Annotated in this window: 12 protein-coding genes; 1 reads left to right on the top strand and 11 read right to left on the bottom strand. The window is 69.9% G+C overall.

The window, feature by feature from the left end; all coding sequences use genetic code 11:
* Nucleotides 1–35 precede the first annotated feature (35 nt).
* From ACL58G_RS27140 to ACL58G_RS27130, 3 genes are all read right to left on the bottom strand, one after another.
* Nucleotides 36–2,429: a sensor domain-containing protein gene (locus ACL58G_RS27140; RefSeq protein WP_413387440.1), complete on the bottom strand. Its 2,394-nt coding sequence runs from the start codon at nt 2,427–2,429 to the stop codon at nt 36–38.
* Nucleotides 2,430–2,535: 106 nt separating this feature from the next.
* Nucleotides 2,536–3,801 (bottom strand): nitronate monooxygenase, encoded by a 1,266-nt coding sequence (locus ACL58G_RS27135; protein ID WP_413387441.1) that lies wholly within the window; start codon nt 3,799–3,801, stop codon nt 2,536–2,538.
* 128 nt (nt 3,802–3,929) lie between these two features.
* Entirely contained in the window at nt 3,930–4,415 is a 486-nt protein-coding gene (locus ACL58G_RS27130; protein ID WP_056127174.1) for a YajQ family cyclic di-GMP-binding protein, read from the bottom strand.
* A gap of 76 nt (nt 4,416–4,491) precedes the next feature.
* Here ACL58G_RS27130 and murB point away from each other — a divergent pair, with 76 nt between their 5' ends.
* Nucleotides 4,492–5,517, top strand: coding sequence for a UDP-N-acetylmuramate dehydrogenase (gene murB, locus ACL58G_RS27125; RefSeq protein ID WP_440963758.1), 1,026 nt, complete (start codon nt 4,492–4,494; stop codon nt 5,515–5,517).
* Between the two features lie 3 nt (nt 5,518–5,520).
* Here murB and ACL58G_RS27120 read toward each other — a convergent pair whose 3' ends face one another.
* The 8 genes from ACL58G_RS27120 to ACL58G_RS27085 form a co-directional block, all read right to left on the bottom strand.
* Nucleotides 5,521–6,531 (bottom strand): GGDEF domain-containing response regulator, encoded by a 1,011-nt coding sequence (locus ACL58G_RS27120; RefSeq protein ID WP_440963757.1) that lies wholly within the window; start codon nt 6,529–6,531, stop codon nt 5,521–5,523.
* Nucleotides 6,532–6,573: 42 nt separating this feature from the next.
* A complete protein-coding gene (cheB, locus tag ACL58G_RS27115) occupies nt 6,574–7,572 on the bottom strand; it encodes a chemotaxis-specific protein-glutamate methyltransferase CheB (protein WP_440963756.1) in 999 nt (332 codons plus the stop codon).
* Nucleotides 7,569–9,764 carry a hybrid sensor histidine kinase/response regulator gene (locus ACL58G_RS27110; RefSeq protein ID WP_440963755.1) on the bottom strand — a complete coding sequence of 732 codons (2,196 nt, stop codon included), beginning with the start codon at nt 9,762–9,764 and terminating at the stop codon, nt 7,569–7,571. The genes cheB and ACL58G_RS27110 overlap by 4 nt, the downstream gene beginning before the upstream one ends.
* 17 nt (nt 9,765–9,781) lie before the next feature.
* Nucleotides 9,782–10,462 (bottom strand): chemotaxis protein CheW, encoded by a 681-nt coding sequence (locus ACL58G_RS27105; RefSeq protein ID WP_440963754.1) that lies wholly within the window; start codon nt 10,460–10,462, stop codon nt 9,782–9,784.
* Nucleotides 10,459–11,610: a CheR family methyltransferase gene (locus ACL58G_RS27100; RefSeq protein WP_440963753.1), complete on the bottom strand. Its 1,152-nt coding sequence runs from the start codon at nt 11,608–11,610 to the stop codon at nt 10,459–10,461. Before ACL58G_RS27100 ends, ACL58G_RS27105 begins: the two co-directional genes overlap by 4 nt.
* A complete protein-coding gene (locus ACL58G_RS27095; protein ID WP_413387446.1) occupies nt 11,607–12,050 on the bottom strand; it encodes a chemotaxis protein CheW in 444 nt (147 codons plus the stop codon). The genes ACL58G_RS27100 and ACL58G_RS27095 overlap by 4 nt, the downstream gene beginning before the upstream one ends.
* The gene (locus tag ACL58G_RS27090) at nt 12,047–13,852 is read right to left on the bottom strand and encodes a methyl-accepting chemotaxis protein (protein WP_413387448.1); all 1,806 of its coding nucleotides are present in this window, start codon (nt 13,850–13,852) and stop codon (nt 12,047–12,049) included. The genes ACL58G_RS27095 and ACL58G_RS27090 overlap by 4 nt, the downstream gene beginning before the upstream one ends.
* Before the next feature lie 90 nt (nt 13,853–13,942).
* Nucleotides 13,943–14,257 carry a YkgJ family cysteine cluster protein gene (locus ACL58G_RS27085; protein ID WP_440963752.1) on the bottom strand — a complete coding sequence of 105 codons (315 nt, stop codon included), beginning with the start codon at nt 14,255–14,257 and terminating at the stop codon, nt 13,943–13,945.
* Nucleotides 14,258–14,389: the final 132 nt, after the last annotated feature.

The following is a 14,389-nucleotide window of genomic DNA, read 5'->3' as shown; positions in this document are numbered from 1 at the left end:
TGTGCGTGGTGGGCACCCCGTGCCCACCTTTGCGCTTATGCGGGCTGCTGCTCTTCCAGCATGCGCTGTGCCGCCTCCGCCGCGAGGGGCTCGCTGATCCAGATGCCCTGGATGTGGTCGCAGCCATGCGAGGTGAGGAAATCCAGCTGGGGCCGTGTTTCCACGGCCTCGGCCACCACTTCCATGTTCAGGTTGTGCCCGATGTCGATCAGGCTCTTGGCCACGGCCCGGCCGCCGTCGTCCAGCGTCTGGACCGTCGTGTGCGCCAGCTTGACCTGGGTGGCCGCCAGCTGCTGCAGATAGCCGAGGTCGCACAGGCCCGCCCCAAACCCGTCGACGGACAGGTCGACCCCCATCGTATGGAGTTGTTCCGCCAGTTCCTGGCCCAGTGCCGGATTGCGGATCAGCGCCTCGATGCGCAGGTCGAGCTGCAGGCTGCGCGGCGGCAGGCGGTGGCGCGTCAGCCGGTCGGACAGGCCGGCGAGAAATCCCGGCTGGCTGTATTCGCGGTGCGAGACGTTGACGGTCACGGGCACGTTCACGTACCCGGCCGCACGCAACCGGGCCGCGAAGGCGCAGGCCTGGTCGAGCACGCGCTGGCCGATGGGCACGATCACGCCGCTTTCCTCGGCCTCGGCGAGGAAGCAGGCAGGGGACAGCACGCCCTGGTCCGGGTGGCGCCAGCGCAGCAGCGCCTCGAAGCCCGCGACGCGCCGGGTCGCGACGGCCACGCGGGGCTGGTACAGCAGGAACAGGTCGTCGTGGTCGAGCGCGTCGCGCAGCGCCAATTCGATGCGGTGCTTCGCTTCCGTGGTCGACTTCATGTCGGCCGAGAAGAAATGGACGTCGTTGCGGCCGCTGCCCTTGCCGTGGTACATCGCGAGGTCGGCCGCGCGCACGAGCTCCGCCGCCGTGACGCCGTCGTGCGGGTACAGCGACACGCCCACGCTGGCGCCGACGGGGATCTCGCGGTTGTTGAAGGCGACGGGAATCGCGAAGCTCTGGCGCAGCCGTTCGACCATGCGCAGGGTGAAACGCAGCGACGGCTGGTTGGCGAGGATCAGCACGAACTCGTCGCCGGACATGCGCGCCACCGTGTCGCTGTCGCGCACGGACGCCTGCAGGCGGCGCGCGACGACCTTCAGCACGACGTCGCCCGCCTCGTGGCCGAACGTATCGTTGATGGTCTTGAAGTTGTCGAGGTCGATCAGCACCGTGGCCACGAGCGACTTGTGGCGCTGCGCGAGATGCAGCGCCTGCTCCAGCCGGTCCCATAGCAGGTTGCGGTTGGCGAGGCCCGTCAGCGGATCGTGGTTGACCTCGTGCTCCAGGTGCGCCGTGCGCAGCATGGTCGCGGTGACGTCGGTGAGCACACCGATGTAGTGCGTGACTTCGCCATGCTCGTCCTGCACGGGCGTGATGGAGAGGTCGTTCCAGAACAGCTCGCCGTTCTTGCGCAGGTTGCGCAGCACGACCTTGGCGCCCGTGCGCGCCGCGATCGCGTCGCGCAGCTGGGCCCGCTCCGCCAGGTCCATGCCGGGTGCCGCCATGAAGCGCGGGTCCGTGCCGATGATTTCGTCCGCCGCGTAACCGGTGATGCGTTCGAAGGCCGGGTTCACGTATTCGATGAAGCTCTGGCCGTGGTCCAGCCGGGTGATCAGGATGCCGTTGCTGGCCGCGTGCAGGGCACGTTCGCGCAGGCGCAGTTGCTGTTCGTGCGCGCGTCGTTCGGCCAGGTCGACGCCCGTCCCGAACAGATATTCGCCGCCGTTGCAGCGGATCTTCGTTCCGTTCAGCAGCACGGGCGTCTCGCGGCCGCTGCGCGACACGAAGTCGATCTCCAGCTTCAGTTCGCCGCCGTCGTCGAACGCGGCGCGGATGCCGTTGGCCAGCGGCGCGCGCTGGGGCAGTTCGATGAGGTCGAGGGCGCGCGTGGCGCCCAGTTCGTCCGGCGTCATCTCCGTGACCTTTTCCAGGTTGTGGTTCCAGAGAACGAAGCGGCCGTCACGGTTGAGCACGTAAAAGGTGCCGGGGAAGGTATCCACGATGTCGGACAGCGGCGTGCGTGCGACCCGTTCGGCTTCCGTGCCGCCCCGCATGCGGCCCGTGGCGACGGCGACGGCGCACCCTCGCAAGTGGCTTTCGCCGTCGACCAGCGGCGCCAGCGTCAGCGTGCCTTCGAATACGCGTCCCCGCGCGCACATGAGCTCGACGTGGACTTCTGCCCCTTCGGGATGGCCGGTGAGGGCGCGCCAGCCGACGCTCCAGGCATCGCGTCCCGGCGGCGTGAACAACGTGGTGACAGGGCGGCCGAGAACCTGCCCGGCCGCCACACCGAACACCGCGGCGGAGCCGTCGTTCCAGGCCTCGATGGTGCCGGTCTCGTCGGTGAGAAAGACGCACCGGCTGGGCGGTTCGGATTCGTGCATGCCGGCTCCCGGTGTCGATGGAACCCGTTGGACCGCCTGGCCGTACTTCCGTTCCGCCAAAAGAAAAGGCGTGCCGCAGCACGCCTTTCGTCGATGATGGTAGCGGTCAGGCGGCCGCTTCCTGGCGCGGCGGCAGCGCGACCTGGTTGTCCACGCTGAACAGGTAATCCTTGAACACGTGCTCGGCGGACAGGATCTGGTAGGTGCCGTCCGACAGCTTGTGCGTCGTGTCCTTCAGGCGGTACGTCGTCGAGCCGCAGGTCCAGCAATTGAAGTTGCGCATGTGGGTGCACAGGCACGTCTTGTCGAACACCTGGATGTTCTTCTGGCCCGGATTCGCCTGCACCTCGCGGTTGTACGAATTGATGTAGGCGCAGTTGCCCGTCGCGTCCAGCAGGTAGCCATACGATTCGCAGCCGGGACGGATGCCCGAGCCGATCGCCGGCGTCTGCTTCAGCATGCGCATCGGATAACCCGTCGGCGAGACGCCGTTGACGATGATGTCTTCTTCGCTGGCGCGGAAATATTCCTGCTTGACGGAATCCGGCAGGCCGCATTCGCGGGTGACAGTGAAGCGGGTCGCCACCTGCACGCCGCCCGCGCCCTTTTCGAGGAACGACACGGCGTCGCTGCCCGTGAAGATGCCGCCGGCGGCGATCAGCGGGATATCGAGTTTTTCGGCGGCCAGGTACGCATGGATCTCGTCCATGATCGTGTGCAGGTCGTAGTCTTTCCAGTCTTCCATGCCGAAGCCCAGGTGGCCGCCGGCCAGCGGGCCTTCCACGATCACGTAGTCGGGCAGGCGGTTCAGGCGCGACACCTTGCGCAGGAACAGTTGCAGGGCGCGGACGGACGAGACGATGATGCCCAGCTTGGCGTCGCGGAAGCGCGGATGGTCCTTGATGAGTTCGAACGAGCCCAGGTGCAGGCCGGCCGACATCGTGATGCCGTCGATGCCCGCGTCCAGCGCGGCCGACAGGCGGGTGCGCAGGGTTTCCTTCGGCGCGTTCATCGTCAGCTTTTCCATGCAGTTCACGAAGATCAGGCCATCGCCTTTCTTCGCCGCCATGGTCGCGCCCACGTGCAGGCGCGTCGCCTCGGCCAGGCGGTCGAGGTCGAACTGGACGACGGACTTGTCCATGTTGTTGATGTTGAACTTGTACAGCTTGGTCTTTTCCTTGACGAAGCTGGTGTCGAACTTGCGGTCCGACACGTCCGGCACCATCGCATCGGAAATGTGGCCGATACCGCCCAGACGGGCCGCTTCCAGGGCCAGCTCCGACGTGGAAATGTCCACGCCCATTCCGCCGATCATGATGGGCACATATTCCTTGTTGCCCAAACGCAGGCGGAAATCATCAACACGTTTCATTGCTATTCAACTCGTTGTTATAGGTAACGCCGCCGACTGGCGTGCTCGCTCGCCCGCATTTTACCCCACGCGCGGACGGGCGGAGAGCACCATTTCCCGCACGATCGTGCGGTGCCGGCGGAGGGCGATCAGTCGCGGAAGTTGTTGAATTCCAGCGGCAGATCCTTCACGTCCTTGCGCAGCAGCGCGATCGCTTCCTGCAGCGTATCGCGATCCTTGCCGGTGACGCGCACGGTTTCACCCTGGATCGAGGCCTGCACCTTCATCTTGCTTTCCTTGATGAGTTTGGTGATCTTCTTCGCGTCTTCCGTCTCGATGCCGTTGCGCACCTTGAGGACCTGCTTGACCTTGTCGCCGCCGATCTTCTCGACCTTGCCTTCGTCGAGGAAGCGCACGTCGACCTTACGCTTGGTCATCTTGTTCAACAGCACGTCGCGCACCTGGCCGAGCTGGAAGTCGGAATCGCCGAACACAGTGATCTCGCGTTCCTTCTGCTCGACCTTGGCCGAGCTGCCCTTGAAGTCGAAGCGGGTGCCGATTTCCTTGTTGGATTGCTCGACGGCGTTCTTGACTTCGACCATGTCTGCTTCGCAGACCACATCAAACGATGGCATCTTGTTTTTTCCTTGCACAGTAATGAATGGCGATATTGTAACCACTATAATGCGCCAAACACTACCCGCCCCAGCCATGCCAGCCGACCTGCCCCTGTCCACCGACGTTTCCCTCGCTCCTTTCAACACGTTCCGCATTCCCGCGCGCGCCCGGCGCTACCTGCGCGTGACCGATCCGGCCCACCTGCAGGCCGTTGCCGCCGATGCGCAACTGGCCGCGCTGCCGCGCCTCGTGCTCGGCGGCGGCAGCAACCTCCTGATCGCGCGCGACGAGGTCGATGCCCTCGTGCTGCACATGGGGCTGGAGGGCAGGGAGATCGTCGGCGCGACGGCCGACGCCATCCTCGTGCGTGCGCAAGCGGGCGAGAACTGGCATGCGTTCGTGGAATGGACGATCGCGCAGGGCCTGGGCGGCCTGGAGAACATGGCGCTGATCCCGGGCACGGTCGGCGCGTCGCCGATCCAGAACATCGGCGCGTACGGTGCCGAGGTCAAGGACTGTTTTCACTCGCTGACCGTGTTCGACTTCGCGGACGGTTCGATCCGCACCATGGACGCCGCCGCCTGCCGCTTCGGCTACCGCGACAGCGTGTTCAAGCACGCGGAAGGCAGCACGCTCGTCGTGCTGGACGTGACGTTCGCACTGCCGCGCGCGTGGACGCCGAACCTGCGTTATGCGGAACTGGCGCAGGCGGTGGGGGACACCGCCGCGCCGACCGCGCGCGCGGTGGCGGATGCCGTGATCGCGATCCGGCGCCGCAAGCTGCCCGATCCGGCCGAGATCGGCAACGCGGGCAGCTTCTTCAAGAATCCGGTCGTGCCGCGCGAGCACTGCGCGCGCCTGCTGGCCACGTGGCCGGACCTCGTGCACCACGCCCAGCCGGACGGCAGCGAAAAGCTGGCCGCGGGCTGGCTGATCGACCGTTGCGGCTGGAAGGGGAAAAACCTGGGACGCGCGGGCGTCTATCCGAAGCAGGCGCTCGTGCTGGTCAACAATGGCGGCGCGACGGGGCACGAGATCATGGCGCTGGCACGCGCGATCCAGGCCGACGTCGAGGCGCGCTTCGGCGTGCGGCTCGAGCCGGAACCCGTGCTGGTGTAAGGCTCACCCGGCCGCGGACACCCGGTTGCGGCCGCTGCGCTTGGCGTCGTACAGCGCGGCATCGGCCCGCGCGATGAAGTCGTCCGGGCCGTCGGCCTCGCCCGGCACGATGCAGGCCACGCCCATCGACATCGTGACATACCCGCACGGCGCCCCCGGATGCGGCAGCGCCAGCTGTTGGAGTCCCGCGCGGCATGCCTCGCCCACGCGCAGGGCGCCGGCGACGTCGGTGTCCGGCAGCAGCAGCGCGAATTCCTCGCCGCCATAGCGCGCCGCCAGGTCGGCCGGGCGCTTCAACTGGCCGGTCAGCACGGCGGCCACCTTCTTGAGGCACAGGTCGCCGGCCGGATGGCCCAGGTGGTCGTTGTACAGCTTGAAATGATCGACGTCGCACAGCAGCAGCGCCAGCGGCAATTGCTGGCGCCGTCCGCGCTGCCATTCGACGTGGACGGCTTCGTCGAAACGGCGGCGGTTGGCGATGCCCGTGAGGCCGTCCAGCGCGGCCAGGCGGCGCAGTTCCTCGTTGACGCGTGCCAGGTTCTCCTGGCTCGCGCTCAGGGACCGGTAGGCGGCGTCGCGCTGCAGGCCGCTGATGTAGCCGGCGGAATGGTGGCGGATGCGGGCCACCAGTTCCAGCTCGTCGGGCAGCTTGACGAGGTAGTCGTGCGCGCCGATGGCAAACGCGTGCGCCTTCAGCTTCGCTTCGTCGCGCGTGGACAGCACGACCACGGGAATGTCGCGCAGCGCCTCGTCCTCCTGGTACGCCTGGATCAGCTGGAAGCCGTCGGCGCCCTGCATGACGAGGTCCTGCAGGATCACGGTCGGCCGGTGCCGCAGCGCGGCCGCATGCGCCGCGCGCGCGTCGGTGACGAACCGGAATTCGATGTCGTCGTGGCGCGCCAGCATGCGGCGGACGGCTTCGATCATGATGAGTTGGTCGTCGACGAGCAGGACGCGCACCTTGTAGTCGGCGTCGTCTCGTTCGCGGCCCTGGAAGTGGCTGACTGCGGACATCGGGAATCGTTGGCGGGACTGAAATGAATGTCGGTCATCATTTTACCCTAATGCGGTAGGGATATTGTTGAGCGGCAAAATTTTCTCCGCGGCGCCCAGTTCGGCCGCCGCGCGCGGCATGCCATACACGGCGCAGCTGGCTTCGTCCTGCGCGATCGTCGCCTGGCCGGCCTGGCGCATGGCGAGCAGGCCCGCGGCGCCGTCGCGACCCATGCCCGTGAGCAGGACGCCGGTGGCGTTCCGGCTCCAGTACCGCGCCACCGAGTGGAAGAATACATCGACCGACGGCCGGTAGACCTCGTCGCGCGGATGGGCATCGTAGACGAGGCGGCGTTCGGGCGTGAGGCGCAGGTGGTCGTCGCTGGCCGCCACCTGCGCGATGCCGCCTTCGACCGGCTCGCCACCCGCGATGGCGCGCACGGGCACGCCGGCCTGCTCGCCCAGCCAGCGCGCCAGCTGGCCGGCGAAGGCGGGATCGATGTGCTGCACGACGACGACGGCCGTGTCCACCGGCGGGCGCCACCGTGCCAGCAGCCGCGCCAGCGCGATCGGCCCGCCGGTGGAGGCGCCGATGGCGACCAGGCGCGCCACCGGTGAGCCGGAGGGCGCGGCCGGCGCCGGGGCGGGCGCGCTGCCGATGGGCACCGGCGCCCCCGCGATCAGCTTCGCCATGGTGCGGATCTTCGCGAGCAGGGCCGCCTCGCCGCCGGGGCGGCCGAGCAGCACGGGCGTCGCCGTCACGTCCAGGGCGCCGGCGCCCAGCGCGCGGAACACCTGGCCCACGTTGTCCTGGGGCGCGGCCGTGACGACGAGGATCGCGCACGGCGCCTCGCGCATGATGCGGCGGGTGGCCTCGACGCCATCCAGCACCGGCATGGCGAGGTCCATCAGCACGAGGTCGGGCGGCAGGTCGCGGCACAGGCGCACGGCGTCGGCGCCCGTGCGCGCCACCCACGCGACCTGGTGCTCGCCGCCGATCGCCAGCGCGCGGCGCAGCGCTTCGGAAGCGGTGGCACTGTCGTTGGCGATGCCTATCCTCATGGCGTCCTGTCTCCGTGGGCGCCGCCGACCAGGTCGCGCACGGCATCCAGCAACGTGGCGTCGTGGAACGCGCCCTTGGCCAGGTAATAATCGGCACCGGCCTCCAGGCCGCGCGCGCGATCTTCTGGACGGTCCTTGTACGACACGATCATCACCGGCAGGCGCGCCAGGCGCGGGTCGCGCCGGATGCGTTCCGTGAGGCCGATGCCGTCCAGGCGCGGCATGTCGATGTCCGTGATCACGAGGTCGTAGTCGGTCCCGCGCAACTGGTTCCAGCCGTCCAGGCCATCCAGCGCCACGTCCACGTGGTAGCCGCGCGCGGCCAGCAGCTTGCGCTGCATCTCGCGCACCGTGAGCGAATCGTCCACCACGAGCACCCTTCGGGCGCGGCCGGCCGGGGACTCTTCCGCGGCGATTCCCAGGCGCAGCGCGGCGCCGTCGTCCAGCAGGCGCGCGATCGAGTGCAGCACGTCGGGCACGTCGAGGATCAGCACCGGCGTGCCGTCGTCGAGCAGGGCGGCGGCCGCGATGTCGCGCAGCTTGCCGAACGTCGGCTCGAGCGGCTGCACGGTCAGGCTCTGTTCCCCGCGCACTGCATCCACGACGAGGCCGTAGCGCTCGCGCCCCGTCCCGATCGCGACCAGCACGAGGTCGGCTCCCGCCACGGCTTCGCCCAGCTCCAGCAACTGGCTGGCGGCGACGAGGCCCAGCTGCCCGCTGCCGTCCGGCGCGTCGACGTACTGGCGGCCGTGCAGGGTACGCACGGCGCCGGCCGGCACACGGCGCACGCCTTCGATGCGCGCGATGGGCAGCGCGTAAGCCTCGCCGGCGACGTCGACGACGAGGGCGCGCACGATCGATTGCGTGAGCGGCAAGGTGATCACGGTGGTAAAGCCCGCGCCCGGCGCCGATTCCGCGCGCACGGTGCCGTTCAGGCCTTGCACGGCGTCGCGCACGACGTCCAGGCCCACGCCGCGCCCGGACAGTTCATTCGCGCTCTCCTTCAGCGAAAAGCCGGGCAGGAACAGGAATTCCATCAGCTCCGCCTGGGACAGCTCGGCCGCGAACGCGGGCGCCGCCACCTGGCGGCGCATGGCGGCCGCGCGGATGCGCTCCGGATCGACGCCGCGGCCGTCGTCCGCGACGGCCAGCGCCAGCATGCCGCCGCGGTGGCGCGCTTCCAGGCGGATCGTCCCGTGGGCGGGCTTGCCGGCGGCGGTGCGCTCCGCCGGCAGCTCCATGCCGTGGTCGACCGCGTTGCGCAGCAGCTGGTGCAGCGGTCCTTCCATGCGCGCCAGCACGGCGCGGTCGACGAGCGTGTCCGCGCCCGCGATCTCCACGCGCACGTCCTTGCCGAGGCCCCGCGCCAGGTCGCGCACCATGCGCGGCAGCGCGTGCACGCCTTCCGCGAAAGGACACATGCGCAGCGCCAGTACCTCGTCGGCGAGGCGCGTGGAGACGGTCAGCGCCTGCCGTTCGTAGTGCTCGGCGCCCTCGATCGTGCGGTGCAGGGTGTCGCGCAGCGGCGCGGCGCGGTCGGCCACGCGCTGCGCCAGTTCGGCCAGGCGCGCGTCGCCCGTCGCGCGGATCGCGTCCTGCAGTTCGCCCAGCGCCTCATAGACGGCGCGCTGGTGGCGCTTGTAGCGCTGCAGCCCGGCGATCCACGGCCGCAGCTGGCCCGCGTGCAGGCGTGCCTGGCCGGCCAGCGTGAGCAGCTCGTCGCTGCCCGCTTGCGGGGAGGGCGGGGCCACTGGCGCGGGTACCGGCGCCGGCGGCGGGGCGGCGGCGGGCGCCGCCTTGCCCTGGCCGTGCAGGGCGCCCAGGGCCGCGACCGTGGCCGCGATACGGTTGCCGCGCGGGGCGTTGGCGCCATCGGCTTCCGCCAGCTGCTGCAGCACGTCGACGGCGCCCAGCAGCACGTCCACGCCGCTCGCGTCGAGCTGGACCTTGCCTTCCTGCGCCGCGACCAGCACGTCTTCCAGCGCATGCGCGAGGCGCACGGCCGGCTCCAGGCCGACGATGGCGGCCGCGCCCTTGACCGAATGCGCCGCGCGCATCATCGATTCCAGCCGGGCCGTGTCGACCGCGCCCTGTTCGAGCAGCAGCAGGCCTTCCGTCAGCACGCGCATCTGCTCGCGCGTCTCCATGCGGAACAGGTCCAGCATCGAGTAGCCGCTCAGGTCTTCACTCATGGTCTCGTCCTTCGTGCTCATCGCAGCTGTGCCTCCAGCTCGGCGCGCAAACGCGCCGTGTCGAGCAGGCCCGCTTCGATGGCGCCGGCGGCGAACACGCCGGCGACGAGGCCGGGCGGCGCGCGGCCCACGTTGGCGGCGGGCGGGCGCATGGCGTCCTGCGCGTGGCGCATCACGCCGTGGACTTCGTCGACCGGCAGCGCGTAGCGGTGGGGGCCGAGGGCCAGCACGAGCAGGCGCGCGAACGCGTGGCGGCCCGGCGGCGGCGGGACGTCGTCCGTGTCCACGTTCAGCAGGCGCGCGAGCGACACGGCCGGCAGCAGGCGGCCGCCGACGTTGACGATGCCGAGCAGGGCGCCGCGGCCGCGGTGCGGCAGGCGGTGCGCCGGCGCCGGCGGGGCGACTTCGACGGCGAGGGCCATGGCCACGGCCAGCCACTCGCGGCCGACGCGGAATGCCAGCGCGGCGGCGTCCGTGCGCGCCGGCGGCGGTTCGGGACGGGCCAGCTCGCGCGCCCAGGCATCGCGGTAGTCGGCGTCGACGGGACGCTGCAGGTTGTGCTGGGCGGCGCCCGCGTACACGGGGCAGTTGCGGCAATGGACATGGGTTGCCAGCTCGGGGCAGCTGAGGTCGCCCGCGACGCCGATGCCGCGCCAGCAGGCCACCTCGTCCCACGCGCGGACCGGCAGGTGCTTCATGCGTGCTGCCTCCCGCGCCGCGCATGCACGCGCGCGGCGCGCGCGCGCAGGCTCCCACCCTGGGCGAGGTCGCCGCGCTGTTCGGCGAGCAGCGCCAGCCCGCACAACGCTTCGTAATGGTCGGGATCGAGGTAGACGCAGCGCCGCCAGCAGTCTTGCGCACCCTGCGGCCGGCCCGTGCATTCGGCCGTGAGTCCGAGCAGGAACCACGCTTCGGCATCGTCCGCGCGCACGGCGAGCAGCGCGCGGCACGCGTCTTCCGCATGCGCCAGCCGGCCGGCGTCGGCGTGGGCCTTCGCTTCGGCCAGCAGGTCGCGCGGGGGCGCGGGCGGACGCGGTGCCGGGCGCGCGGCGGGGCGGGGCGGCGCGCGCAGGACGTCGGCCGCGCGCCGGCCATGCTTGCGCAATGCGAACGTGTCGTGCGGCGTGCGCGGCGCGAAGCCGGCGCGGCACAGCGCGGGCGCTTCGGCATAACCGGCCAGCAGCAGGCCGTCGTCGGCCAGCAGCGCGGCGAGGCGCGCGGCCGCCCGCTCCTGCGTGGCCAGGTCGAAGTAGATCAGCAGGTTGCGGCAGAACACGAGGTCGTAGGTGCCCGTGACGGCCGGGTCGACGTCGAACAGGTTCGCCTGGACGAACGCGACGTAGGCGCGCGGCGCCGCGCCGATCACGTGCTCGTCGCCGTCCTCCGTGAAGAAGCGCGCGCGCAGGCCCTGGTCGTCGCCGCGGAACGCGTTGCGGGTGTACCTGCCGGCGCGGGCGCGGGCGATCGCGGCGCGCGACAGGTCGAACGCGTCGATGCGGCAGTGTTCGGGTTCGATGCCGGCGTGCGCCAGCAGCATCGCGAGCGAATACGGTTCCTCGCCGCCGGCGCAGGGCAGCGACAGCACGCGGACCTGCCGCCCGGGCCGCGTCAGGAGGCGCGTCTGCACGAAGCGCAGCGCGGTCTCGAACACGGCGGGGTCGCGCAGGATCCAGGACTCCGGCACGACGACGAGGTCGACGAGCGCGTCGAATTCGGGCGTGCCCGGCTGCGGATCGTAGTCGATGCCGGCACCCGTGGCGCGCATGCGCTCGCGCACGGCCCGTTCGACCGCGGCGACGCCCAGGTCGAGACCCGTGGCGGCACGCAGGCGCAGCGTGAGATTCACGTGCCTGCTCCGAACAGCAGGGCCTCGACCTCGGGCGCGAGCAGGCGGTCCGGGGCGAGCAGCTGCAGCATGCCGTCGGCGCCGGGCGCGACCTGGCCGAGCCACGGCGCGCTCGCGACGCCCGCGTCGGCCAGTTCGCCGTCGAGGGCCGCCACGCCGATCACGCGCTCGGCCTTCAAACCCAGGCGGCGCCGGCGCCCGGCAGCAATGATCTCGACGAGCAGGATGCGGGTGTCGTAGCGCACGGCGTCCGGCGGCGTGCCGGCCAGGCGCGAGAGGTCGATCACGGGGATCGCCGCGCCGTGCAGGTCCAGCAGGCCGGGCACGAAATGCGGCGCGCCCGGCAGCGCCTTCAGGCGCGCCGCCGGCAGCACGCGCAGCACGCTCGCCAGCGGCAAGGCGTAGCGTTCGCGGCCGATGTGGAACACCATCGCCTTCATGCGGTATTCACGGAGAACGTGGCGACGGACTGCTGCAGGTCGGTGGCGGCGTACTGCAGCTGGTGCACGGCCTCGCTCGTGGCTTTCAGCGAGTCGACGGTCTGCTGGCTGGCGTCGGACAGCTGCGTCATCGTCGCCGTGATCTGCGACGCGCCCACGGCCTGCGACTGCATCCCCTGCAGCACGAGGTCGAAGCGGGGCGCCAGCTTGCGCACCTGCTCCGTCATGCCGGACAGCTGCTCGGCCACGTGGCGCGCCTCGCCCACGCTGCGGCGGATGTCCTCGGTAAACTTGTCCATGCCCATGACGCTGGCCGACACGGCGGACAGCATCTCCTTCAGCATCTGCTCGATGTCCCACGTGGACACGGACGTCTGGTCGGCCAGGCGCCGGATCTCGGCGGCGACGACAGCGAAGCCGCGGCCCGCCTCGCCGGCCTTCTCGGCCTCGATCGCGGCGTTCAGCGACAGGATGTTGGTCTGGTCCGCGACCTTGGTGATCGTGGTCAGCACGCTGTTGATGTTGCTGGCCTTTTCCGACAGGGTCGCGAGCTTGGCGGTGATGGCGTCGGTGGCCGCGACCATCTGCTGCATCGACTGGTCCATGCGCTTCAGGTTGTCCTGCGCCTCCGCGGTGGCGGCCGTCGTGTAATCGGCGACTTCGCCCGCTTCTTCCATCGTGCGCAGCAGCTGCGACGTGTTGGCCGAGATCTCGCGCGTGGTCGACAGCACCTCGACGCTCGTCTGCGCCTGCTCGATCCCGGTCGCCTCCTGCTGGCGCGCGGACGCGGCGATCTGCGTGGCCGACGTGGTCACCTGGATGCCCGCGCGCTGCACGTTGCTGACCAGGGTGCGCAGGCTGCCCAGCATCGTGCCCAGGCCTTCGCCCAGGCGGCCGATCGCGTCGCTGCCGGCGATCGTGACGGTGCCGGTCAGGTCGCCGCGGGCGGCGCGCGAGACGACGTCCAGCAGCATGTCGACCTTGGCGCGCAGTTCGTTCGTCGCCGCCAGTTCTTTCGCCTGGCTGTCTTCGATGGCCTGGGCCATGCGGTTGAATTCCAGTGCCACCTGGCCCAGGTCGTCGCGCGACAGCACCTCGGCGCGGGCGCCGTGCACGCCGCCGGCGATCTGGCCGGCAGCACTCATCAGGCTGTGCAGCGGCCGCGAGACGGCGCGCACGAGCAGCGTCGAAATGAGGACCGCCAGCACCACGCAGATGACGGCGCCCCCGGTCAGCAGCGTCTTCATGGTCTGGCGTAGTTCGTCGGTGTCCTTCTGGCGCTGGACCAGCAGGCGGTTTTCCTCGGCTTCGACGTCGTCCAGCACCTCGCGCACGCTGGCCACGGAACCCGTGCCGGCCAGTACCCCGGCCTCGGTCTGCGCCGTCACGGCCGCGCCGGTGGTCCGGCGCCGTTCGATCTGCGGGGTGACCACCTGGTCCATCCACGTGACGAGCAGCTTGTCCAGGCGGCGCAGGCGGTCCTGCTGCTGGGCGTTGTCGGTGGTGATCGCCTGCGCGCGCTTCACGTGCGCGCGCGCCGTCGCGTATTCGTTGCGGATCGGCGTCACCAGGTTCTCGTTGCCCGTCAACAGGTAGCCGCGTGTGGACGACTGGATCTGCAGCACCGACGTCGCGATGGTGTCGAGTTCGCGCAGCACCTCGAGGGTGTGGCGGTTCCACAGATTGGCATCGGACAGCCGTGCGAAATTGTCATAGGCGAGGATGAGCAGGCTCAGGATGATCGCGACGATCGCGCCGAAGCCGGCGACCAGTTTGTTCCTGATGCTCAAGTTGTGAAACATGCGCGCTCCAAATGGCGTGAAGACATGGTGAATGTAACATTTCTGCCCGGAGGCAAGGGCTCCGCGTGCACCAATCCGGGGATTGCCCGTTCAGGCCAGGGCGGGCAGGGCGTGGCGCGCGCGTGCCTGCAGGCATTTGGCGTCGCCGATCTGGACTTCGCGGCAGGGCTCGGGCCGCTGTTCGTACACGCTGCACGCGTACCTGCCGTCGGGCCCGCCCCGCAGGGCGGCGCACCGGGGCGCTTTCGCATTCGTACCGGCCATGCACGAGAAATGCGCGTTCACCTGTTCCGTGAGCGCGGGCGGCAGGCCGCGCGCGTCCGCGTCGGCCCAGTAGAAAGAGACGCGGTAGGTCATGCAGCAGGCGCCGCACGACAGGCAGGGGTTTTCGCGGGTGTCGCTCATGCGCGCTTCGTAGGCGGAAAACGAAGACGCGATGGTAGCGCGCCGGCGTCCGGCTGAAAAGAGTGAAACCTGTATTGTTAACACAAATGAGAATGATTCGCGTTTACTTATGCGTTGAAACTTGATACAGTT

It is taken from the genome of Massilia sp. GER05, assembly GCF_052056005.1.
GTDB lineage: Bacteria > Pseudomonadota > Gammaproteobacteria > Burkholderiales > Burkholderiaceae_D > Telluria > Telluria orientalis.
Note: the sequence above shows the minus strand (reverse complement) of the source record. Positions and strands in the feature narration are given on the sequence as shown.

What these genes read in the sequence shown, in the direction of transcription:
- cheB (WP_440963756.1), bottom strand. Translation starts at nt 7,572, where the DNA reads ATGAGGATAGGCATCGCCAACGACAGTGCCACCGCTTCCGAAGCGCTG.
- murB (WP_440963758.1), top strand. Translation starts at nt 4,492, where the DNA reads ATGCCAGCCGACCTGCCCCTGTCCACCGACGTTTCCCTCGCTCCTTTC.
- ACL58G_RS27090 (WP_413387448.1), bottom strand. Translation starts at nt 13,852, where the DNA reads ATGTTTCACAACTTGAGCATCAGGAACAAACTGGTCGCCGGCTTCGGC.
- ACL58G_RS27110 (WP_440963755.1), bottom strand. Translation starts at nt 9,764, where the DNA reads ATGAGTGAAGACCTGAGCGGCTACTCGATGCTGGACCTGTTCCGCATG.
- ACL58G_RS27095 (WP_413387446.1), bottom strand. Translation starts at nt 12,050, where the DNA reads ATGAAGGCGATGGTGTTCCACATCGGCCGCGAACGCTACGCCTTGCCG.
- ACL58G_RS27135 (WP_413387441.1), bottom strand. Translation starts at nt 3,801, where the DNA reads ATGAAACGTGTTGATGATTTCCGCCTGCGTTTGGGCAACAAGGAATAT.
- ACL58G_RS27085 (WP_440963752.1), bottom strand. Translation starts at nt 14,257, where the DNA reads ATGAGCGACACCCGCGAAAACCCCTGCCTGTCGTGCGGCGCCTGCTGC.
- ACL58G_RS27130 (WP_056127174.1), bottom strand. Translation starts at nt 4,415, where the DNA reads ATGCCATCGTTTGATGTGGTCTGCGAAGCAGACATGGTCGAAGTCAAG.
- ACL58G_RS27105 (WP_440963754.1), bottom strand. Translation starts at nt 10,462, where the DNA reads ATGAAGCACCTGCCGGTCCGCGCGTGGGACGAGGTGGCCTGCTGGCGC.
- ACL58G_RS27140 (WP_413387440.1), bottom strand. Translation starts at nt 2,429, where the DNA reads ATGCACGAATCCGAACCGCCCAGCCGGTGCGTCTTTCTCACCGACGAG.
- ACL58G_RS27120 (WP_440963757.1), bottom strand. Translation starts at nt 6,531, where the DNA reads ATGTCCGCAGTCAGCCACTTCCAGGGCCGCGAACGAGACGACGCCGAC.